This window comes from Bradyrhizobium altum, assembly GCF_020889705.1.
Lineage (GTDB): Bacteria > Pseudomonadota > Alphaproteobacteria > Rhizobiales > Xanthobacteraceae > Bradyrhizobium > Bradyrhizobium altum.
In genome coordinates this window covers 1-19,685 of the sequence record NZ_JACMYP010000010.1, presented here as the reverse complement: position 1 = coordinate 19,685, position 19,685 = coordinate 1, and the positions used below count along the sequence as shown (strand labels likewise).

Below are 19,685 nucleotides of genomic sequence, written 5' to 3'. Positions count from 1 at the left end.
TTCGCGCGGAATTTGATCAAGTGAACAATACATGCTCTGACATTCGCGCGACTATTGCGCGCCTTTCCTTCTGATCCGGGGGATTAGCCGGCGCCTATGTTCGCCGGGCTTCAAGCCATATCCGACGGCGACTAGCTGAAAGAGGCCGAATCGCCAGCGAGTTAGGAAACCTGCCGCTGGCAACCGCCAAGCTCTGCTTCACCAGGAGAGCGGACCGGGAGCTTATAGATTCAGCGAATAATAAGCGGGCGCGTCGGGGAGACATTGCGGTCCTTGGTTACACCCCCATGCTCGACCATCCGTCAGTCGCTTTTCGACACGAAGCGGCTTGGACCGCGACGCCCGACATCGCGTGCACGGCGGGCATCGGCGACGGAAATCGAAACTCCGCCCGCTCGTGTTCTCGGAGATGGCTCAGCTTGCGTCGGGCAAATCTGGTGTGCGAGTTCTTTATTCGACACTCCGAGCGCGTCGAGAACCACAATCCCACACTTGATACAAACTTGAGGGCCGAATGCTGCTGCTTGGGGATCATTGGAAGCGTCCCACCTGGAGGCTTAATGCCGGCATAGGAACGGCGCCGCACGACTCTGGTTGAATCCGAGCCAGACGCCAAGGAGCAACCCGGTGCCCAACACCTTGATATCCGCGAAGCATCTTCAGCTCATGGCACTGCGCGAAATTCGCAGCTTCGCTGGCGGAGAGTTCGTCACACATGTCGAAGTCGAGCAGACCGGCGAGGACTGGGCACTCGTAGCAACCGTCCGCGACGGAGCGGATCTCGATCGCGTCCAGTATGCTGTTACAGCCATAACTAACAGGTTGAAGGAGCGGTATTTGGTGCAATTCGATTGGTGAGCGCCGGCCGTCATTGCAGCGTCTCCGCCGGGCGCTTCGCCTCCTCGCTCATGCACAGCACCAGTTCGCCGAAAATGTCGTCCCCCATCTTGACTCGGTGCTGTTCGAACACTTCCAACGTCATCTTCGTCTGCTTCGCCGATCAGCAGGCCCTGCTCGTCCGGCCTGCCTTTTTCCATCCGGCTTGTCGCGCCGTGCCTCGCGCTCGCTCGGGCGAACCGAGTCTTTGTGCTGCCAATCATTCAACTGGTCGTGCGAGACTTCGCCCTTTCCGGCGGGCTCGCCGGGATTTTTAACCTTGGCCATTGAGATCGCCTTCTCGGCTAACCTTCACCATTCGGGCGACATGCTCTTTCTGAATCGCCTTAGGCGGCTGTAGCCCGGGCGACCTCAGCCACTCGTTGATATGGGCTGCCGTTTCGGCCTGACGGGCTCGACGAAGATATAGCTCTCGCTGAGTGCACGGCGGGAGTTCAGCCGCAGCTTCCCTGAAGCGCGCGGCCTCGTCGGCCAATCTCTCTTCGAATGTCTTCGTATGCTTGGTTCGATTGCGACGCTTGATCACAGCGCGCTCCTTTCCGCTGGAAGAAGGCGGGAGCGCGGTGACAGCGTTCTCATCACCGATGGATACCGAGGGACTGCGCGGTGATGAGTAACAACTACGACGGGCGGGGATGGACTTCTATATCCTACGTTATTCGCGTAAATTATTGTTCTCATTCAGAAATACTCAAACGGCTCAGAATACTAATTCCCCGCCAGACGCGGTGCTAAACGATGCAACACCGCCGGAATCGCAGAACTGATCGGCGAGTAAGAATTTATTAGGGCATCAGAAATACCGTTCGGTGGTCTGGACCACTTGCCCGGCCCTGACTTTGTTGTGAAGTGACCCCGTCACGTTCTCAGCGCGGCGGGTCACATTACGGCAGGGCTGCCTTGCGGTCATGGCCAACGACGCCCAAAACGGCGCACCTTTTTTCAAGTACCAACGCATTATCGAAGCAACTCACGACCAACATGCTGCTCGCTGTTTGTCTTCTCTGTCAGGTAGAACGGAAGTTGATCAGGCTTTCGCCTATTGCGGAGCGCTATCAGCTTAGGTCGTTCGAGTGTCCGGTCTGCAAGAACGTGCTTGATCTCGTTGAGCACGAAAATAAGCGCGTCCCGGTATACGGCGTTCCGCAAACGCTGCAGCCAACCTCATGATCCGAACACTTCTCATTGCGGCAATTTTGGCCACGGGCTTGTACGTTGCAGATCAGCATTTCGCAGGAGCCAAATACACTGACGCGATTGGCCGGATGACGGCTCAGATGCGCCATTCTTTTAGGATTTAATCAGGCACAGGGCGCAAAATCGATGGATGACAAAGTCAAAATTCGTTGCCCAGCCTGCACGCGCGTTTTCAGAGAGAAGGCCAATCGAATTCGCGACGGCCTGCAAGTCAACTGCCACAATTGCAACAAGCTGATAACTTTGACGAAGGAAACTGAAGACCCGTTTCTACGTCGGGCACTGAAGACCGCTCGTGAAATCAGAGCGGCGCAGGACGCGGCCGTCTTCGCGAAGACCTACAGTACTGCAGCGACTGCTCCGAAGCGTGAACCGTCCTAGTTTTTGATCTTCGAACGATGCGGTCGCGCTGGGGTCACTTCGAATATTTCATAGTCAATGGCCGCGCCCGTTCCTTGGGCGGCGGCCGAAGCCGCCGGCCGGTGGAGGTTACGCCGTTGCACCCGCGACGCGGAGCACCGCATCGGCAAGCTCTCGGCCGAGGAGCAGACCCCGCCCCTGTTCGCCGCCGTCATAGTTGCCCCGCTGCGCCTCTTCGAAAAGCGTCACGGCGCGCGCGAGGATCAGCACGCCAATCACCGTTCGCGGCGGATGCTTCCGAATTTTGGACAACAGGGAATGGATTTCGCGCGCTCGATCGCGCGCGGCAGCGATGCCTGACGCTTCGATGGCCTTCGCGCCAAGGTGCCTATGGCGAAGCTCCTGGCCGAACGGCTTATGCCTTAGATCCTGCAAAGCTGCCCGAACCGAGCGCCGTCTTCGAATGGCGCGTCGTCAGCAACTTCCGGCCGGGCGAAGCAATTTTGGCGGATCAAGGCCTCAAGTCCGTATTCAGACAAGCGCTCGAACGTGGCTTCGCACTCGTGTCCCGCGATTGATGCGGGCAGCATCAGATCGCGAGCTTCTTGCGAAGATCATCGACAGTGGCGGCTCCGTTCGGCTCGAAGGGAACGTCGACCATCGACCTTGCATGCGACTGCAGAACTTCGGCTGGCTATCAAGCCAAAATCATAGTCTCCAAGAAACGGTCTACTCGGTGACGCCGGCCGGAGCCGCGGCGAACGGCCGATAAGGTTGAGTGTCTCTGACAGTACACATTCACCGACGACCTTGCCGATCCTTCCCGCTTCGCCATCGCGGCCTAGCACGACGGCGTCTTCGCGGAGGATCAGACAACTTTGCGGCTTCCGTCACCGTCGGCGCGGCGGGCTCGGTCGTTGGCAGATCGTCCACGGATCGAAGCGGTGACCTTTGAACGGCGGCCGCCGTTTCGAGCGCGGCCAGGAATTGTCGCCCCTCCTCCGTGATTTCCCAGCCGGCGGCATCGCGAAGAATGAACTTGGCCGAGAAGATATTCAGGTCGGGCGCATGTTCGGCCAACCGCTTCATGCGATCGGTCCAGTCTCTGCCGCTGTTCATCAGGATTTCGACGGCGTGCCGGACTTCGGCAACGGAGGCCCGCCCGGCGGACTGGCCGGCCAGCACTTTCAAGACGGTCAGTTGGAAGGACACTTCCACGTCTCCGGGTCTGGCTGGGTACAAAGCCTAGGCGACATCGGTTAACCGCCGGTCAAAACTCTGACTGATCCGCCGTGACGGACGCCGGCGCAGCGGGCGAAGCTGATCGCGAAGCGGAAGGCGGCTTATGAAGCTGTGCATCCGGAAACGAAGCATGGCGGCGCGCGGCGAGGGTCAACTCGCCAAGCTGGCGACTTGAAGGATCGCTTAAGCGCAGACACAGCCGCCAAGACGGGGAAGCCCGAACGATCGATCCAGCGCGACGCGACCCGCGCCAGGGCGCTAGTCTAGGCGCCGATCTGGACCGCATCGCCGGGACGTCGCTGGACAAGGGCGCTGAATTGGACGGCGCCGGCGGGCGAGCCTTCGCCGTCGCTTTCCGGACGGCGCCTTTTTCGGTTCTTTGCCAGCTTTCAAGGCGGCGTCGACGGTCCGTCGAACGACGCCCGGATCGCGCGCTTCGGCGTCGCGGATTTGGCGGGCGTCGAGCACGCCTTTGTCGGAAATTCCGATATCGCGAAGGCCAGGTTTTCCCGAACGGGAAGAGGCTTGGTTGTCACCTAGCTTCCGTAGTTCGCCGCGCGCCTGCGCCACATCGTATTCGTCAGCCAGCCGCCGCTTCGCCTGCGCGTCGATATCCGGCGCATCGGCCTGTGCGCTGTAGGCAGCGGCGATCAATGTTAGCCGTTAACCTCAAACGGCAAGGTTAAGAACTGAATTGCGTTGCTGCCCCTCGGTCTACGTCCAATCATCGTGCCAGCCGTGCGGATTGGCTTTGGTCATGCGTACCGCGCGGTCAGGGGCCGCCGTTCTCCGGGAGAGATTGTGGCTCCGCCCAACCTGGCGGCCCAATGACAGACACCAGCAGCAAGAAAATGAGGATGCCCGGCGCAGAACGGACCGTCAGTGTCATGTTCGTTTGTGGGGGCTGCAAGGCCGTTTACGAAGCCAGCCAAGTGTCGCGGCCGGCGACCAAGTACTTCAGATGCGAGCAACGCGACGGCATCGTTCATCGGTGGTCCGGCAACTACGATTATGTGCAATGGAAGTCCTTTCCCAAAAACTGGGGTGAACGTTGACCATCCCTCGGCGCCTGCGTAGGCGCCAATTACGCCGATTTCGAACTTCGTTGCAGATAGTCAGCGTTGAAATCAGCAAGCGCTTCCAACGCTCCGCGGTTCGGAAGCGTCACCATCTCTCCACGCCATTCTAACAGCCCTCGCCTCCGAAGGGCCTGCAACGTTCTGTTGGTATGAACTGTCGAAAGGCCGCAAGCTGATCCAATATCAGCCTGCGTCAGGGGGAAAGCAAAGCTGCCCCTGTTGAGCAGGCCTACAAACTCAAGACGCACGGCAAGTTCGCAAAACAATTGTGCAACGCGATGAAGGGCGTCCAAGGCGCCGAGGTTGCCGACCCAATGTCGGAAGATTGCCGCGTCAATAAGTGTCTCGCGCCAAAACGTATGGACCAACGAGGGCTGCCTGTCGAACATCGCCCTTAGCGCCGCGTGCGGCACTGTCCCTACTACGCTTTGCCCGACGCTGATCAGATCGTGATCCATCGTCGGCAAGTACAAGGTCATCAGATCGGGAATGTCGCCCGGGACGTGCAGCGATAGTATTTGGTTTCGATCACCAACGATTTTGCGGCGATATAGAAAGCCGCTAATGAGCACGACACAGTTAAACGCCCCGTCACCTTCCTTCAGAATGCTCTCTCGATCATCAAGACTTCTGACGGTGTGAGGAAGCGCGTTCAGTACAGCAAGCTCTTCCTGAGCAAGGCCGGAAACTGCCTGCAAGCGCGCTATCAATCGTTGATGCATTGCGGGTCACGTGGTTGAGATAGTCACAGTAGCGGTGCCTACGACCTCCGAGCCCTCTCTTATGTCGATCGTCAGACGGAACTCGTGCGCGTCCCTACCCTTGTCGAAGGCTGCATCGCCGAGGGCAGCAAAAGCCATCGCTCGTGCAGCGTCAAGACTTTCGAGTTCGTGCCCCGTTTCGTCGATCGCGGCTTCGCTGTCCGAGGGGCGATAATCGAAGAAATATCGCGTCATAAATCCGCAACGTGCCAATTCCACGGCCGTTCCTACGTCCATCGACGATTAGGCCGCCAGCGCCCGCAGGGCTGCCACGCCCGCGGCAGCTGAGCGGTTGGTAGTGGGCGGGCAGCGTCCGGAACGTCGGCGCCGAGGGGACGGAGCCAACGCCGTTTCAGACGTTACCATGAACCACGCTGCGGCCTTTGTTAGTTGGATCACACGGTCCGCCCAGTGCGGGCAACCGGCTATATCGACAAAGCTGCGCTTCCCGATCGCTTCGTGAAGCCGTCGACCGTCCACGACACTCCCAAGACCTTCTCGCCATCGAATTTCACGATCAACGTTGTTTCCGTTGCGTCGACGTCGACACGACGACGCAACGATAGCACCATCTCGTTGAAGCGAAACTCATAGGAGCGAACGCGCCCACCCTCGGGAAAATCGAGATAGCCACCGACGTCGTTGCGCCGAAGAATGGCGACCGCGATTTTGATGAGCGCTTTGATCCGTTCAGTTCGTTCGACCGTGTTCATGTTCGCCGTTGAGTACCTGAACTTCGGCGGCGATCTTGCCGACGCCATCAGCGATCGGGATCAAGACCGCGTGGCGGGTGCCGATCAAAGCGATCGCGATCTCGTCGCCGAGTTTTGGGTTCTTCAGAATGGCGGCGACCGCCGTACAGGCTGCCTCAACAACTGGCACAGGACTTGGATTTCGCCGCAAAATGCGGCCCCAGCGGTTTCCCGGTCGACGGCGCCGGCGGCCGCGTCCGGCGACGAATGCCCCAGCGACCCGGGGCCGTTGCCGTTCAAATTGCCGGCGATCTTGATCGCTTAGCTGCGCCTGCTTCACGACTTGCAGAAGCGACGACCCGGCTTCGACGATCAGTTTGTTCTCGACTTCGCCGTGAACCTCGCCCTGAACGCCGACATTCACGCTACCGCCGCCCCCGGCGCCGCCGACGCCGGTCCCGTAAGTCATCGTAGGCGAGACTTGAAGCCGTCATCTGCTCCGACACCCTCGCAACGGCAGATGGCCTCCTCCACGTCTGCTTTCAACTGAACGCAAAAACGAGCCGGATGCCGATTAGGGCGGCCAGGTCTCTTGGGGGGAAACATGCACGGAGGCATCGGCCTGAGCTACCGCCGGTCATCGGCCGCCCATGATCGACGAGGACAAAGCGACGCCGGCAGAATATTGGGCCGGGCTGCAGTACGCGATGAAGGGGGCTCAAGTACCATGCGTGCAGACGTTCGTGAGACTGACCCAGCCCGGCCAAAGACTTGTTCAGTCGCGTTCACTCGCGCCCCTTTGCCGCCACGGGGCACGTCTTCTCGCGACGCAACCTGACTCTTGGCTGCCATCTCGGGGCCAGCCTATGCCTTGGCAGGCCTAGCGTACTTGTCCTCCGCACGGCGTGATCAGCAATCTTTTAGCCAGCGCGGAAACGATCATACGGGAGAGAGTTGTGGAGTTGGGGGCAACCTTTAGGAGGAAGCTCATGAAAAAATGCACCATTGCGCTGCTCGTTGCGGGGATTGTGGCGGCCGGTCCGATGATGGCTGAACGCGCCAGCGCCCAGAACCAGCAGAGCGAGGCCGACAAGGGCGTGAAGACGCGCAATTCCGGCGAGTCCGGATACGTGGGAGACCAGAACAGTCCTGGAGCGGCCGCAACGCCTCCGGGTCGGCCGGGCCCTGCAAGCGATCCGACTGGGACTAGCAGCGCTCCTAGCGCGCAGAATTCCGGCACCGGCATAGCTGGCTCCCCAGGAAACAAGAACGGGCCGGCGCCGGGCCAAAGCACGGTAGGCTCGAATCCTCAGAACGAGCACGTACAGCAACAGGATCCTTCGAACGTGAAAGGCCTGCCCGGCAACAAGAGCGGGCCACCTGCGAAACGCTAGCGACTCCGGTGCTGCTCCAAAAGCCATGCCCGCCCCGACAACGACCGGGGCGGCTTTTGTCCGCCCCGACGGGCCCCAGAACGGTCCAGCCGCCCATCGAATGGCCCTCGAGCCCGATGTTCTCCTTGTCGACGAATTGCAGGCTGCGGAGATAGGCAAGACCGGGCCGCTTGGGCATGACCGCCGTGACGTGGAGGAACGCATCTCACAGGCTTGCATTCTACTCTTATGCTTTTGGATTTTTAGTGAGGCAGATTATGCGTTTGCTCTCCAGAATGATCACAATTGCAACCGTCCCTGCCTGCTTGGCCCTTCACGCCAATCCTGCTGTAGCGCAATCCTTCGAAGACAGGTGGTCCATCATTCCCAAGGCTCACGCGGAGCCTGCCCCTGCGCCACCGGACCAGACGAGGAAGGATGAGCCACAAACGCAACCTCCTCCGACCGGACAAGAGTCGGCATCTGATCCGACGCCCCGCTCAGGGAAACGATCCTTCAATCAAGTCTTTACCGGAAAAGCCTCGTTCTACTCATACGGGAAAAGAAAAACAGCGAATGGGTCACCGTTCAATCGGGATTCACTGACGGCGGCCCATCGCAGCCTGCCGTTCGGCACGAGAGTCCGCGTCACCGATCTCGCCAGCAAAAAATCGGTTGTGGTTCGCATTACGGACCGCGGACCGTTTGTTCCCGGTCGCATGCTCGACCTTTCACTCGGCGCCGCGCGTAGTTTGGGCATTACGGATCGTGGCGTAGTCCACGTTCATGCGGAGGTGCTTTAGCGGAACGTGGCGGACGGACGCACTTGAAAACTGCCCCAGCGCGTTGGGAACGAACGCTGAGGCCGCTTCATCGCGCCGCTACGGGAGACTCGCGATCCATCGGTAATAGAATGAAAAGATTATCGCGCATACTTCATGAGCCCGGACGGCAAGATCATTGGCAGCCGATGTTTACCTACGAAAACGACTGGAATGCCGTAATCTGGACCGAGCAACTTCTAAACACTGCACCAACCCGCTGGCTGTCCCGCCTCCTCCCAACGCGAGCGCGGATCGCGCTGGGCATATTCGTCGAGCTCAGGCAGTACGGCACTTTGCTAGCGACCGAGAGTGAGTGAAGGGCCGTTTGTTAGGCACTCCCGAGCCGCGCTGTCGACGCTGGAAGGAAGGCCGCCAAGGCGGGCGGCCTCCTGGTCAGTTATTGCGGCACGCGGTCTGGAGGCTATTTCTCGACTTCGACGGCATACCTGCGCACGACCTTGACCGCCTTGTCGCGCTGGGGAGCAAGGTCCGCCCAGGCTTTCGATTTGTAGAATGCCACCGCGTCATCTACGCTGTCCCATTCGGTGAGTGCTGCACTCTTGGGCGGTGCGCCACCCTCTATCTGAACAACCCGTCCGGCCGCGGTACGCAAAGCGCGACCATGAGCGTCTGCTATCAACTTGCGGGCCGTGGGCAGGTAAGCGGCCTGGGCCGAAGCATCGAGGATCTCATTTTCGCTGATGACGTAGGCCTTCGGCTTGGCTCCCTGAGCGTGGAGGCCTTGAACTGCGATAGCTCCAATTGCGACGCCTGCGAGCATTACCATTACGCTTCCAAATTTGGATCTCATGGCAAAGTCCCTCCGTTGGGTACAAAACTCAGCAGCTATTGGCTAAGGCAACGTGCCCTAGCGTGAGTCGCGACGGCCGACCGGAAGTTCATCAATTTGGCTTCGGAGTGCAGCACTTCTGCCTGGGTACCTGTTGGGTGCTCCTGCATATGATGCCTTGGAATGGGGCCCGCCCCGCCTCTCGCCGCTCGTATACCCGAGGAACGTCACGCGGCTTGTTCGGCGGCATCGGCTTGATGGCGGTCCATTCATGGTCGGCGAGTTCGTAGCGCATGATTCGAGCCCCCAGTTCGGGAGTTTGAATCACGGCAGTCCGGCCAACGCAACGCTCCTGGCCCGCTTTTGGTACGGCGCTTACGGACAGGAGCGGACATCAACCAGTCCTCAATCTCTGCCAAATGCGTCGAAAATGCCCCTGAACGGACCTCCACGCTCGATTAGCCTGGCCCCGCCGCGCCGCTACCTCAAGCCCAACGGTGTCGTCAACCCGACGGAACCATCGGCACCGCAGAGCAATTTAACCCCCAGTGGAGTGGCCCCTTTTGATTTTGAGAAATGCAAAGATGAGGAGGACAACATGCCGAAGGGGTATTGGATCGGGCGCATCGATGTGATCAAACCTGAATACACCAAAGCCTACGGGCCCGCCCTCGCGGCGGTGCTCCGCAAATACGACGCGAAATTCCGGGTGCGCGGCGGCACCTTCGAGGCGGTGGAGGGCAAGGCGCGCGACCGCAACATCGTGATCGAGTTCAAGGACTACGAAACCGCGCTCGCCTGCTACCGCTCACCCGAATACACCAAGGCGAGGGCACTGCGCGCGGGCGCCGTGGACATCGATATCATCGTGATCGAAGGCTACGACGGCCCGCAGCCCACGGATTGAGCCCCCGCAGTCGGCGGTCTCGTTCATTCCTCCGCGGTGCGCAGACCGCGTTCTTCGCGACGCTGATCTTGTCATCAATTGTCTAACCATGAGAGCGATCATACTCGCTGCCGCTCCTGCGTCCGACACTCTTTCGGGGATCGAGTCCGGTTTTGGCCCATCTGCGAAGTTGCGCCGCGTCAGACGGGGGTCCGCTGATCGCGGCGCACCGGACTAGATTTGGTCAACCTGAGTTCTTCGCATTTTGGACCCTTAGCGGAAGTCGGTCCTAACTCAATCGAGAGCCTACCGAAGAGGCGGCCCCACAACTTGCATGTGGTGCTTTGCCATCAGCTTTTGGTTCGTGTCGGCATCGACGCCTTGCCGCTCAGCGAACATCTTTTCGAACCCACCGGGCGTCACACCGAACAGCAATACACCGGGCTCCGTCCCGATGTTCTGGAACGTGTGCGGAGTAACGCGAGGAATGAAGACAAAGGCCCCGGCGGGCGCGCTCACAATACTTTCGCCCAGTTTGAAGTTGAACTGGCCGCTCACAACGTAACAAAACTCAGCTTCCATTCCGTGCAGGTGCGTAGGAGGGCCGCTCTTGGGTGCGATGGTTTGACGAAAGATGCCGAGCACACCCCCAGTTTCGTCAGCCGTCGCCAATAGTTCGGTGAAATCTCCCTCGCGGCCTTGCTGTCCGCCGTAGCGGGATGCTTCGCCGGGCAGAACGATGAATGCCCTCTCAGCTGCAAAGACCGGGCGTGAGATGGAGGATAGAGCAAGGACGACAACAACGGCGGCAAGCAAATAAAGAAGGCCGAGACGTGTCTTCATGGCTTTGGTGTGCATGGCAACCTCGCCTAGCTATGTGATGGTGTGCGAGCGAAACCAGAACGGTTGTTCGGCTTCCAGCGCGCAAGTATAAGGCCCGTTCCTCCTCCCTCTCAATGCTCAATGGACCCGCCTCCGATGCGCCTGCCAGGGCCGGCTTTGGCCCATCTGCGAAGTTGCGCCGCGTCAGACACGGCGCGCGCTTGCTTGCCGAGCTCCTCATACCAATGCATGACCGGCTCCATTCCTAGTGCGGCGGGAGCGCTCGCGGTCTCTCAGCCACCGACGCCTGCGGACAGAACCTTGGCCGACGGACAGCACCCGAGGTCGGGCCGAACCGCCGCCTTTCATATTGGCATGGCCGTCGGAATAGGATGATTGATTTGGGGGAGTTGGCTGGCGGCGAAGCGTCCAGGTCTTTGGCCCGCGAATATGCGGCCGCTCAGCGGCAGCGGGCGATGGAGAGAAAATGAACTTGATCGAAATGGCTCGCGAATTCGCGCGGGAGAAGCATGCACTACAGAAACGGAACTACACCGGCGAACCGTATTTCGTTCACCTCGAGGAGGTCGCCGGCATTGTGGAACGGACCGGCTTGTCAGAAAACCGCGATCGCCGCGGCATGGCTGCATGATGTCGTCGAGGACACCGACGTCACCCTGCCCGCGGTCTGCGCCAAGTTTGGCTCCGCCGTCGCCCTGATGGTCTTCGACCTCACCGACACGCCGCCAGCCGAGGGCATGAACCGCGAGCGCCGAAAACGTGCCGATCGGCTCCGACTCGAGATGACCGGAACCGAGACCCAGGGCATCAAGTGCGCCGACCTCATCAGCAACACGTCGACGATCTCGAAGCACAATCCCGGCTTCGCGAAGACGTATCTGCCAGAGAAACGCGCCACGCTCGAGATCCTGGCGAACGCGCCGGCGCCGCTGCTCGAACAGGCGTGGGCCTCGCTGCGCGCAGCTGAGGCTGAGTTAGCGGCCCGGCAGGCGTCGGCGCCGCGGGTCGGCCCAGGGTTGTGAAGTTTGGCAGGAGCGGTAAGAATCGAACCCACGTAACCGGCGTTGGAAGCCGGTGCCTTACCACTAGACGACACTCCCCTGGAGACAGGCACGACGAAGACGAAAGATAGACTGGAGCAAAAGCTAGCGGAGCGACGCCAAGCGGCCGGTCTGAGCACCCGATTTTTGGCAAAGGGCTACCCACGTCGCTCTCGATGTCGGCGCGGCGGAAATCGACACGCTGCGCACGTCGATCGAAGAGATCTTGCGCGTGGCAACAGTTGGTACGCTCGGGCCCCTCGGATACGAGAACACGCTGAAACAGGTCCGCAATATCGCCGCGCAAGCACTGACCCACACCTAATGGTCCTGAGTGGGTGAATCGAACACCGCGTCTCCCGGTCCACGGCCGAGCGTCCTACCATTGAACGAAGTCAGGGGATGGTCGCAGGTACCGGCTTCGAACCGGCCTATCCCAGCTTATGAGACCGAGACCCTACCCTAGAGGCCCTGCGATGATGTTGGCAGGCGCGGCAGGGCTCGAACCTGCGGATGTCGGAATCAAAATCCGGTGCCTTAGCCACCTTGGCTACGCGCCCATGGTTGGTCCTGCCAACGGGAGTTGAACCCGCGAAGTCCGGCTTAAAGAGCCGTACCCTTTCCACCAGGCGATGGCAGGCTATTTGCCGCCCACATCCTCCGCGAGTAGGAAGGCAACCGCCGGAACGCTGTTACCGCGGCGCCCGGCGCTCGAATGGAGGGCCCCCGAGGAGATTCATTCTCCTCGGGGTTTCCCTTTGAAAATTGGTGCGGGCTGCCGGACTCGAACCGACTTGGCCTGGGTGGAAACCAGGTGATCAACCTATGACCCAAGCGGGCATGAATTTCACCGAAACCGAGAACCGTGTCTGGCGGCTCAGGTCATGGGCGTTCTGCCGGCAACTTCATGGCTCGTGCGCATGCGAGGAGCAGAAGACGGATCCTTGCGCCGACATGGCTGAGCAAGGTGATCTGGCAACCCGCGAAGTTATTGCCGCGGCGAGACGGCGCTTTGACGCCGGATGATGTGGCGGAGAGAGCGAGAGTCGAACTCGCCAGACCCGAAGGTCACGTATTGGCGGAAGCTAGAGGATTTGAACCTCTGAGACCTGGCGGTCTACTCCGTTAGCACCGCAGCACAATCGGCCACTCTGCCAAGCTTCCTTATGTTGTTCTGGTATCATCCACTCAGGCGAATGGACTTCGCGGTGACAATTTGCGCACAGCAAGTCGCACTTCTGGCCCCTATTACGGTCGACCACGGCCCTTTCGATCAGTCCGCGGAGCCGATGAGATGTGGCAGGAACAGGCCATGGCGGCCAAGGGCTTGGGATCCTTACTCCGGCAGTCCCGCTTTCCTCAGACCTTCATAGAAGCGATTGCGCTCCTGCCAGAACGCCGCATTGCGCGAGGGTTCCGATGCTTTCAGGCTGCTGACCGTAGAGCCGGGAATGCGCTTCTGGTATTCGATCAGGTTGTTCCTGGCTTGCTCGCTACGACCGTGCAGGGCATCGATCGCCGCCAGCCATTGCCAGGCAAAGCCATTTTGCGGACTACTTATCATCGCCTGACGCATGTGTGCGTAGGCCGCCTCGTCATGATGCAGGTGGAATTCGGCCATTCCCAGCGTGAAGTGGCCAAGGCTCACCTGTTCGGCATCGAGTGGATCAAGGCGGAGCGATAGCATGACCGGCGCGACTACTTCTTCCGGACGGCCCTGTTGCAGCCTCAGAAAGCCCAGCCGCTGCAGTGCCCGCGGCTGGTTCGGATAGAGTGACAGCACGCGTTGGATGGCCTGTTCCGCATCATCGATCCGACCTTGCGCCGATAACACCAGGCTTCGCACGTAGTTTGCGCGGGGATCGTTTGGTTGCAGCGCCAATGAACGCTCAATCGCTTGCGCGGCGAGCGCGGTCTGGGTGCCCGGCGCCTTGCTCCAGCGCGTCAGCACCTCGGTGATGTGACTCAGGGCAAGTCCGGCCAGCGCAGAGGCGGAGTCGGGGTCTATCTGTAACGCCAGCTCGAACAGCGCGCGCGCCCGCTGCGGCTCTTCCCGTGTATGAATCCGCTTCAGCAGGCGCCAGCCCTGAAGCGTGGGATCAATAGCGGCAAACGTACGCCCGGCATAAGGACGGTCGAAGGGCCTCGCGGCCTCGTCAATACGTACCTTCAGCTCGTTGGCGATGCGCGCCGTGACGTCTCGGCGCCAATTCCATCCGGCTTGTTCGGCGTAGTCGAACCGGCCCGACCACAACAGCGCGCCGGTGGCACTCGCCTGCAGTTTCATGGCGATCGAGACGGCTTCACCTTGCCGGTGCAGGCTGCCACCCAAGACGTAGGCCACGTCCAATCGGCGGCCGACGTTCTGTGCATCGCTATCAGCGCGCGCCGGCGAATCCTCTGGTAGATGTCCGATCACGAGCGTGTCGGGCAGGCGCGACACCTCAATAGTGAGATCTTCGGTCACGGCCTCGGCGAGGTCAGCGGCGTTCTCGCCGCCAACACCGACGAGGGGTAAAACCGTGATGGTGTTCTTGCTGACGAAGGCGTCGTATTGTCCGCGATGCGGAAACCCGAACCAGAGCGCGCCGGCAAGCGAGACACTACATACGGTCGCGAATGCAGGCAGCCACCACAACGATCCGCGGCGCGGGGGAAGTCGTGGCGATGGGCTGTGCGAGTCGACCGCACCGGCACCGCGTTCGACCGTTTCATCGGTAGGCGGCGCATCGACAGGGGGGGCATCCAGCAAATAACCACGGCGAGGTATGGTCTTGATCAGGCGCTGATCGCCGTCTCCAAGCGCGGCTCGTAGTTCGCTGATGCACTGAACGAGGGAGTCGTCGGTTACCGACACATCCGGCCAAACCGTTTCAATGAGCTCATCCTTGGTCAGCAGCCGACCGGGATGACAGGCTAGGTAAACCAGCAGCGCAAAGCTCTTCGGGCGCAACGCAACCACGGTGCCGCGGACCCGCAATTCGGCCCGCTCCAGGTCCACGTCAAAATCGGCAAAGTGAAGAACGCCGCGGCGAATCGGGGGCGGTTCGTCGCCATCGGCGGCACTCGGCTTGGTTTTCGTGCCAATTTCGGGGTTCATTCGGCCCTCTTTCGGGCGTCGCGGCGCCAGTCCGCCTAGCCTCTGCAGAACGATGGCGATGCCGACGCCGTGCCGGCCCACCAACCTAGTCCAAATCGAGGGGCGCGGGAACGGCACCGGATCGGATACGGAGGAGGCCGACCATGACAATCAACCGACGTGTCCTTCTCGGGGCGGTTGCCAGCACCGTCGCGGCCACGGCCGCACCCCGGCTCCCCTCGGCTTTAGCCCAGCAGGCCCCGCACTCATCCTCCGCCGAGCAAGGACTGGACTATCGCAGCGCCGGCGAGCTGCGGGCGCTGCTCGACGCTCGCAAGATTTCGGCGACCGAATTGTTCGAGCACGCGGTTGGCCGGATCGAGGCGCTCGATTCCCGCATCAATGCCGTGGTCGTGCGCGACTTCGAACGCGCGAAGGCGGCGGCGCGCGAGGCCGATGCCGCGCTCGCCCGCGGCGAGCGCCAGCCGTTGCTCGGAATACCGATGACAGTCAAGGAAGCCTTCAATATCTGCGGCCTGCCGACCACCTGGGGCTTCCCGTCGGGCCGTGGATGGCGGGCCGCCGAAGACGCCGTTGCGGTGGCCCGCGTCAAGGCCGCGGGAGCCGTGATCCTGGGAAAGACCAATCTCGCAACCGCGATGGCCGATTGGCAAAGCTTCAATGAGATCTATGGAACGACCAACAACCCGTGGGATCTCACGCGAACGCCCGGCGGCTCGTCCGGCGGATCGGCCGCCGCGCTGGCCGCCGGATACGTGCCGCTCGAGCTCGGCTCCGACATCAGCGGCTCGCTGCGCGTGCCGGCACATTTATGCGGGGTGTTCGCTCACAAGCCGACATCCAATCTGGTCCCCCAGCGCGGCCTCGCACCGCCTCGTTCACCCGCATTGGCAACCGACCTGACCAGTGGGCTTGGCGTTTGCGGACCGATGGCCCGTACCGCGGCCGATCTTTCGACCACGCTCGACGTGATCGCCGGTCCGGACGAATACGAGGCGCGCGCATACCATCTCGCGCTTCCCGCGCCACGACATGAAGTACTAAGGGACTTCCGCGTTCTTGTGCTGGATAGTCATCCACTGCTGCCGGTGGCAAGCGATATTCGGGACGCACTCGATCGGCTCGCCGGCCGGCTCACGGCGACGGGCGCAATCGTCGCACGGTCCAGTTCGCTCGTCCCCGATCTCGCCGAGTCGGCACGCCTGCATACCCGCATGGTACGCAACTTTACCGCGTTCGGCCGGCCTCCTGAATTTTTCAAGAAGATTGAGGAGAGCGTCGCAGCGCTGAAGCCGGATGACGATAGTCTCAAGGCATGGCGAATGCGCGCGCCGCTGCTTAGCCACCACGCGTGGATGACGGCGGAAATCGCGCGGGCCCGCCTGCGCCAGCAATGGGCAGGTCTGTTCAGGGAATTCGACGTGGTTGTCTGTCCGCCGTTTTCCGTGACCGCGTTCCCGCACGACCAAACGCCGGATCAGGAGGATCGAACGATCGACATCGACGGCGAGGCTCACCCCTATCTGTCGCTGATAGTCTGGGCGACGGTCGCGACGCCTCCGGGCCTGCCCGCGACGGTGATGCCGGTAGGCCGGTCGAAGTCAGGACTTCCCATTGGCGCGCAGATCATCGGCCCGCTGTTCGAGGACCGCACCCCACTTGCGTTCGCTCAACTGCTCGAAAGGAAGTATGGGGGATTTACAAGGCCGCCTGAAATCCCGCTTTGATTTGCCTCGCGAGAGCAGGTGCTGCGACTTAAGGGGCACAGGAACGGCGAGGAGCAGACCGACGACCCGCGCATGCGCCAATCGAGACGGTAAGGTAAAAGCGACGATGTCGCTCCCGGCCGTCGGTGGTCGGGATTACGCTGACGGTGCGCTCAATTCGAAAACTTGCCGGGTTCAATCGAAGAACCGGGCGATAGCGCAATATCGAAGTGGCGCCCCTGACGAGGATCGAACTCGCCTTCCCCCATCGTTTAGCAATGCCAGTTAACTTTCTAAGGACATGCACGATCCGTTGGACATTGTGCGACATAGGCCGCGACATCACGGCCCAAATATTCTTACGTCACCAGCTTCTGAAAGCTCCGCTGGTTCTGCAGGCAAATAATCGCCTTCTGGCAACCGGTCCGACTCAGGCATGATTTCGACCCTTTCCAGCTGCGCAAGATTACTCCCGACGCGATGGCTGTGGCCTCGCCGGAATGAGCGGCCCGTCCCAACCTTAATATTCGCGGCCCAGTCTAAAAATTTACATATGGTAATCCAACATGACCAATTTCGAGTTCCGCCTGCCAACGGTCGGGAGACGAACTCATGCCTACTCTTGATGAACAGATAGCAATCGCAGAAGAGCGCGTTGAGGATGGACGCCGCATTGTGGCGAACCAGCGTGAACGGATTGCGAGTGGCAAGGTTGCTAACGAGGCCCAGGCTCAGGAACTGCTCGAACATTTTGAGCAGGCGCTGGCGATATTTGAGAGCGACCTAAAGCGGCTTTTGGATCAGCGAAATTCAAACTGAGCCGCGGCCGAAGAAGAGAAACGGCCCCAGCGATGGGACGGCGGCATTCGTTCGCAGTACCCCGCTTTCGCCAATTCCCTCTTGGCACGAAAGATATAGACTTCGAGGGTCAGGATTTTGCAATTTCCAATCCTGGGGCTAGCGCCGACGCCGACCGCATGAATTTTAAGCGGGCGGCGTTGTGCTGTTGGGGTGCAAACTCGCAATCGAGACGGTTCCAGCAGCCTTTCCGGGGCTAGGCGGCGGCGCCATGAGCCGCCCAATTACGAGCGCACCATTTGGAGCGCGACTTCATCGTATCGCAAAAAGCGCAGCAACCGCGATGGCCCTCCCGGGCTACCCCAACTTGACAAGCGTCTAATTTCGCGGTCGCGGCTGGCTGATCCGCCACGGATACGGAGCCAATTTGCATTTTAGGATGTGTCCATAATCTCGGGCCGCCAATGGGTTCCCGTGCTATAAGGATGGAACGCGCGTCTCCTGGCAGGTGACACATGCCGATCAATCGCTTGCTTCAAGTCGGCAAACACACGCCGGCGGAAGTTGAACTTTTGAACAAGGCCTTCAATTTCGCCTTACGCTCAATTGGCTTGGTCGATCGTAACGACCCGCTTTGCGAGTTGGTGGCCCGCAAGGTGATCGAGGCTGGCGCTGCCGGCATTAACGATCCGAAAGAAATCGCGGACCTGGCCGTAGCCCGGATTGGCCTCAGGTAATGGATACCCTGCTATAATTGCTGCCGATTCTGATCGGCGCAGCAGGAGTGTCGAATGGCAAAATCCTCAAAACTCGTCGCGGTGAAGCGCGGCAGGGTCCTGTTGGTGCGGCGCAAAAGTGATCGGCTTTGGATGTTTCCTGGCGGCCGCAAGCGGTCCCGCGAGACTGAACGGGATTGCCTGCGGAGAGAAATCAAAGAGGAGCTTCCCAAGCTGAAGCTCGGAAGCGTCCGCCTCTGGAAGGAGGTAAAATCAAAGAACGGCCGCTCGGGAAAAATCATGAGCGATGCTATTTTTGTCGCCAGGAAAGCGTCCGGTCGCCTGACAATCGGCGACAAGGACGAGATCGACAAGGCGATCTGGCGTAAGCCGCGAGGTGTTCGTCTTACGCCGACATCCCGATACGTAAGGGACAAGCTTTTTCCAAAATAGAGACCGTCTCGGATGGGGTCGGGATCGGAATAACGCATGTGAATCGACCGAAGCAAAATTGCCACTTGTTCCTCAGCGTTGGCTGCTGGCCGCGGTTCAAGCTTGCTGCTACCGCAAATCCGGATCACAGTTAGGTCGACCAATCTCGACTGACGCGGGACTGGCCATGTGGCCCCAGCAATCGCCCCCGGCCTCCAAGGTTTGCTGGGGCCATTTTTGATCTCCGAGCTGTGGGGAACCGTCGGGAACTTCGGTTCGGTTACAGGCGTTACACATCGTTGCCGCGAGACTCTCGGTATCTATCGGTGACGAGAACGCCATCACTGCGCTCACGCCGTTTTCCAAAACGGAAAGGATAGCGGTATGGCCATGAAGCGTCGTCGTTTCAAACACTCTCAATCCCTCCATGAGCGTCTATGCGACGAGGCGCAGCGCCTCAGAGCGAGGGCCCAGGAATTGCCAATTGGCGACGAAAAGCACCTCACCCTTAAGAAGGCCAGACAGGCAGAGACCGCTTCCCATCTCGAGGAATGGCTCTGTTCGCCCGGTTTGCAGCCCCCAATGTGAACCGATCAACAGAGCCCAGCGACGCCCTAGAATTGGCAGCCGGGGTGTCTGTTTTGCTCACCCTATTGCTCTTGGGTTGTTTCTTTATCGCGTTCTAGGCCGGCACCCTCAGTTGGGTGGAGTTGCGTCATGCGTCGGTCCAATTGGACACCCTCGATCGTTCCCCTCGACGGATCAGACGGTCAACCTGGTCGCCGACGACTTTGGCCCAATCGGCCGCGCCTGGCGCGAGGCCGGCCTTGAGGCGACCGACCTCGAAACCGTGATCCGGGCCATGCTGGCAGGTGAGTATTCCAATCCGCTGCGGGTGATCGGCTTCAACACCGCCGAAGCCTGGAGCGAAGACGTTTCCGAGAACATC

22 protein-coding genes, 5 tRNA genes and 1 pseudogene are annotated in these 19,685 nt (G+C 60.4%); 14 read left to right on the top strand and 14 right to left on the bottom strand.

From position 1 onward, the window contains the following. Nucleotides 1–627 precede the first annotated feature (627 nt). From H8B02_RS05165 to H8B02_RS49345, 4 genes are all read left to right on the top strand, one after another. Nucleotides 628–858 carry a hypothetical protein gene (locus H8B02_RS05165; protein ID WP_229165169.1) on the top strand — a complete coding sequence of 77 codons (231 nt, stop codon included), beginning with the start codon at nt 628–630 and terminating at the stop codon, nt 856–858. Nucleotides 859–2,220: 1,362 nt separating this feature from the next. After that, on the top strand, nt 2,221–2,475 hold the full coding sequence (locus H8B02_RS05155) for a hypothetical protein (RefSeq protein ID WP_229165168.1): 255 nt from the start codon (nt 2,221–2,223) through the stop codon (nt 2,473–2,475). Between the two features lie 57 nt (nt 2,476–2,532). Further along, a complete protein-coding gene (locus H8B02_RS05150; RefSeq protein WP_229165167.1) occupies nt 2,533–2,814 on the top strand; it encodes a hypothetical protein in 282 nt (93 codons plus the stop codon). Then, complete coding sequence (locus tag H8B02_RS49345) at nt 2,807–3,226, top strand: hypothetical protein (protein ID WP_512699902.1); 420 nt, start codon at nt 2,807–2,809, stop codon at nt 3,224–3,226. Before H8B02_RS05150 ends, H8B02_RS49345 begins: the two co-directional genes overlap by 8 nt. Nucleotides 3,227–3,252: 26 nt before the next feature. On the opposite strand, the gene H8B02_RS05145 is transcribed toward H8B02_RS49345, so the two are convergent. The 6 genes from H8B02_RS05145 to H8B02_RS05120 all read right to left on the bottom strand — a co-directional run bounded on the left by H8B02_RS05145 (nt 3,253) and on the right by H8B02_RS05120 (nt 6,652). Next, nucleotides 3,253–3,666 carry a hypothetical protein gene (locus H8B02_RS05145; protein ID WP_229165166.1) on the bottom strand — a complete coding sequence of 138 codons (414 nt, stop codon included), beginning with the start codon at nt 3,664–3,666 and terminating at the stop codon, nt 3,253–3,255. Between the two features lie 288 nt (nt 3,667–3,954). Beyond that, a complete protein-coding gene (locus H8B02_RS05140; protein WP_229165165.1) occupies nt 3,955–4,350 on the bottom strand; it encodes a hypothetical protein in 396 nt (131 codons plus the stop codon). Nucleotides 4,351–4,780: 430 nt separating this feature from the next. Then, entirely contained in the window at nt 4,781–5,473 is a 693-nt protein-coding gene (locus tag H8B02_RS05135) for a Crp/Fnr family transcriptional regulator (RefSeq protein WP_229165164.1), read from the bottom strand. 30 nt (nt 5,474–5,503) lie between these two features. Further along, a complete protein-coding gene (locus H8B02_RS05130) occupies nt 5,504–5,755 on the bottom strand; it encodes a DUF6894 family protein (RefSeq protein WP_229165163.1) in 252 nt (83 codons plus the stop codon). 206 nt (nt 5,756–5,961) lie between these two features. After that, nucleotides 5,962–6,249 carry a hypothetical protein gene (locus tag H8B02_RS05125; RefSeq protein WP_229165162.1) on the bottom strand — a complete coding sequence of 96 codons (288 nt, stop codon included), beginning with the start codon at nt 6,247–6,249 and terminating at the stop codon, nt 5,962–5,964. Further along, complete coding sequence (locus H8B02_RS05120; RefSeq protein WP_229165161.1) at nt 6,227–6,652, bottom strand: hypothetical protein; 426 nt, start codon at nt 6,650–6,652, stop codon at nt 6,227–6,229. The genes H8B02_RS05125 and H8B02_RS05120 overlap by 23 nt, the downstream gene beginning before the upstream one ends. Before the next feature lie 706 nt (nt 6,653–7,358). On the opposite strand from H8B02_RS05120, the gene H8B02_RS05115 reads away from it, so the two are divergent. Next, the gene (locus H8B02_RS05115; RefSeq protein WP_376711597.1) at nt 7,359–7,622 is read left to right on the top strand and encodes a hypothetical protein; all 264 of its coding nucleotides are present in this window, start codon (nt 7,359–7,361) and stop codon (nt 7,620–7,622) included. Between the two features lie 176 nt (nt 7,623–7,798). After that, on the top strand, nt 7,799–8,404 hold the full coding sequence (locus H8B02_RS05110) for a septal ring lytic transglycosylase RlpA family protein (RefSeq protein WP_312000621.1): 606 nt from the start codon (nt 7,799–7,801) through the stop codon (nt 8,402–8,404). A gap of 442 nt (nt 8,405–8,846) precedes the next feature. On the opposite strand, the gene H8B02_RS05105 is transcribed toward H8B02_RS05110, so the two are convergent. Continuing rightward, complete coding sequence (locus H8B02_RS05105) at nt 8,847–9,212, bottom strand: DUF1330 domain-containing protein (protein ID WP_229165160.1); 366 nt, start codon at nt 9,210–9,212, stop codon at nt 8,847–8,849. 274 nt (nt 9,213–9,486) lie between these two features. Between H8B02_RS05105 and H8B02_RS48390 the strand changes: the two genes are divergently transcribed. Further along, complete coding sequence (locus tag H8B02_RS48390; RefSeq protein WP_312000620.1) at nt 9,487–10,122, top strand: DUF1330 domain-containing protein; 636 nt, start codon at nt 9,487–9,489, stop codon at nt 10,120–10,122. A gap of 285 nt (nt 10,123–10,407) precedes the next feature. Here H8B02_RS48390 and H8B02_RS05095 read toward each other — a convergent pair whose 3' ends face one another. Then, the gene (locus tag H8B02_RS05095; protein WP_229165159.1) at nt 10,408–10,959 is read right to left on the bottom strand and encodes a cupin domain-containing protein; all 552 of its coding nucleotides are present in this window, start codon (nt 10,957–10,959) and stop codon (nt 10,408–10,410) included. A gap of 451 nt (nt 10,960–11,410) precedes the next feature. Between H8B02_RS05095 and H8B02_RS05090 the strand changes: the two genes are divergently transcribed. Together H8B02_RS05090 and H8B02_RS05085 are read left to right on the top strand one after the other, a co-directional pair. Further along, nucleotides 11,411–11,575, top strand: coding sequence for a hypothetical protein (locus H8B02_RS05090; RefSeq protein WP_229165158.1), 165 nt, complete (start codon nt 11,411–11,413; stop codon nt 11,573–11,575). Then, nucleotides 11,520–11,966 (top strand): hypothetical protein, encoded by a 447-nt coding sequence (locus H8B02_RS05085; RefSeq protein WP_229165157.1) that lies wholly within the window; start codon nt 11,520–11,522, stop codon nt 11,964–11,966. The genes H8B02_RS05090 and H8B02_RS05085 overlap by 56 nt, the downstream gene beginning before the upstream one ends. Before the next feature lie 4 nt (nt 11,967–11,970). On the opposite strand, the gene H8B02_RS05080 is transcribed toward H8B02_RS05085, so the two are convergent. The 6 genes from H8B02_RS05080 to H8B02_RS05055 all read right to left on the bottom strand — a co-directional run bounded on the left by H8B02_RS05080 (nt 11,971) and on the right by H8B02_RS05055 (nt 15,084). Next, nucleotides 11,971–12,044: transfer RNA gene (locus tag H8B02_RS05080), tRNA-Trp, on the bottom strand. A 265-nt stretch (nt 12,045–12,309) separates the two neighbouring features. After that, a tRNA-His gene (locus H8B02_RS05075) sits at nt 12,310–12,384 on the bottom strand. An 83-nt stretch (nt 12,385–12,467) separates the two neighbouring features. Then, a tRNA-Gln gene (locus H8B02_RS05070) sits at nt 12,468–12,544 on the bottom strand. Nucleotides 12,545–12,549: 5 nt separating this feature from the next. Beyond that, nucleotides 12,550–12,624 (bottom strand) — tRNA-Lys (locus tag H8B02_RS05065). 436 nt (nt 12,625–13,060) lie between these two features. Continuing rightward, nucleotides 13,061–13,148 (bottom strand) — tRNA-Ser (locus H8B02_RS05060). A 172-nt stretch (nt 13,149–13,320) separates the two neighbouring features. Further along, nucleotides 13,321–15,084 (bottom strand): winged helix-turn-helix domain-containing tetratricopeptide repeat protein, encoded by a 1,764-nt coding sequence (locus H8B02_RS05055; RefSeq protein WP_229165156.1) that lies wholly within the window; start codon nt 15,082–15,084, stop codon nt 13,321–13,323. A 143-nt stretch (nt 15,085–15,227) separates the two neighbouring features. Between H8B02_RS05055 and H8B02_RS05050 the strand changes: the two genes are divergently transcribed. From H8B02_RS05050 to H8B02_RS05025, 5 genes and pseudogenes are all read left to right on the top strand, one after another. Beyond that, nucleotides 15,228–16,811, top strand: a complete 1,584-nt coding sequence (locus tag H8B02_RS05050) for an amidase (protein ID WP_229165155.1) — start codon at nt 15,228–15,230, stop codon at nt 16,809–16,811. A 591-nt stretch (nt 16,812–17,402) separates the two neighbouring features. Next, nucleotides 17,403–17,609, top strand: a complete 207-nt coding sequence (locus tag H8B02_RS05045; protein WP_229165154.1) for a hypothetical protein — start codon at nt 17,403–17,405, stop codon at nt 17,607–17,609. 494 nt (nt 17,610–18,103) lie between these two features. Continuing rightward, complete coding sequence (locus H8B02_RS05040) at nt 18,104–18,325, top strand: hypothetical protein (RefSeq protein ID WP_229165153.1); 222 nt, start codon at nt 18,104–18,106, stop codon at nt 18,323–18,325. 54 nt (nt 18,326–18,379) lie between these two features. After that, entirely contained in the window at nt 18,380–18,757 is a 378-nt protein-coding gene (locus tag H8B02_RS05035; RefSeq protein ID WP_229165152.1) for an NUDIX hydrolase, read from the top strand. A 679-nt stretch (nt 18,758–19,436) separates the two neighbouring features. Further along, a pseudogene (locus tag H8B02_RS05025) lies at nt 19,437–19,685 on the top strand (hypothetical protein); the annotation flags it as partial.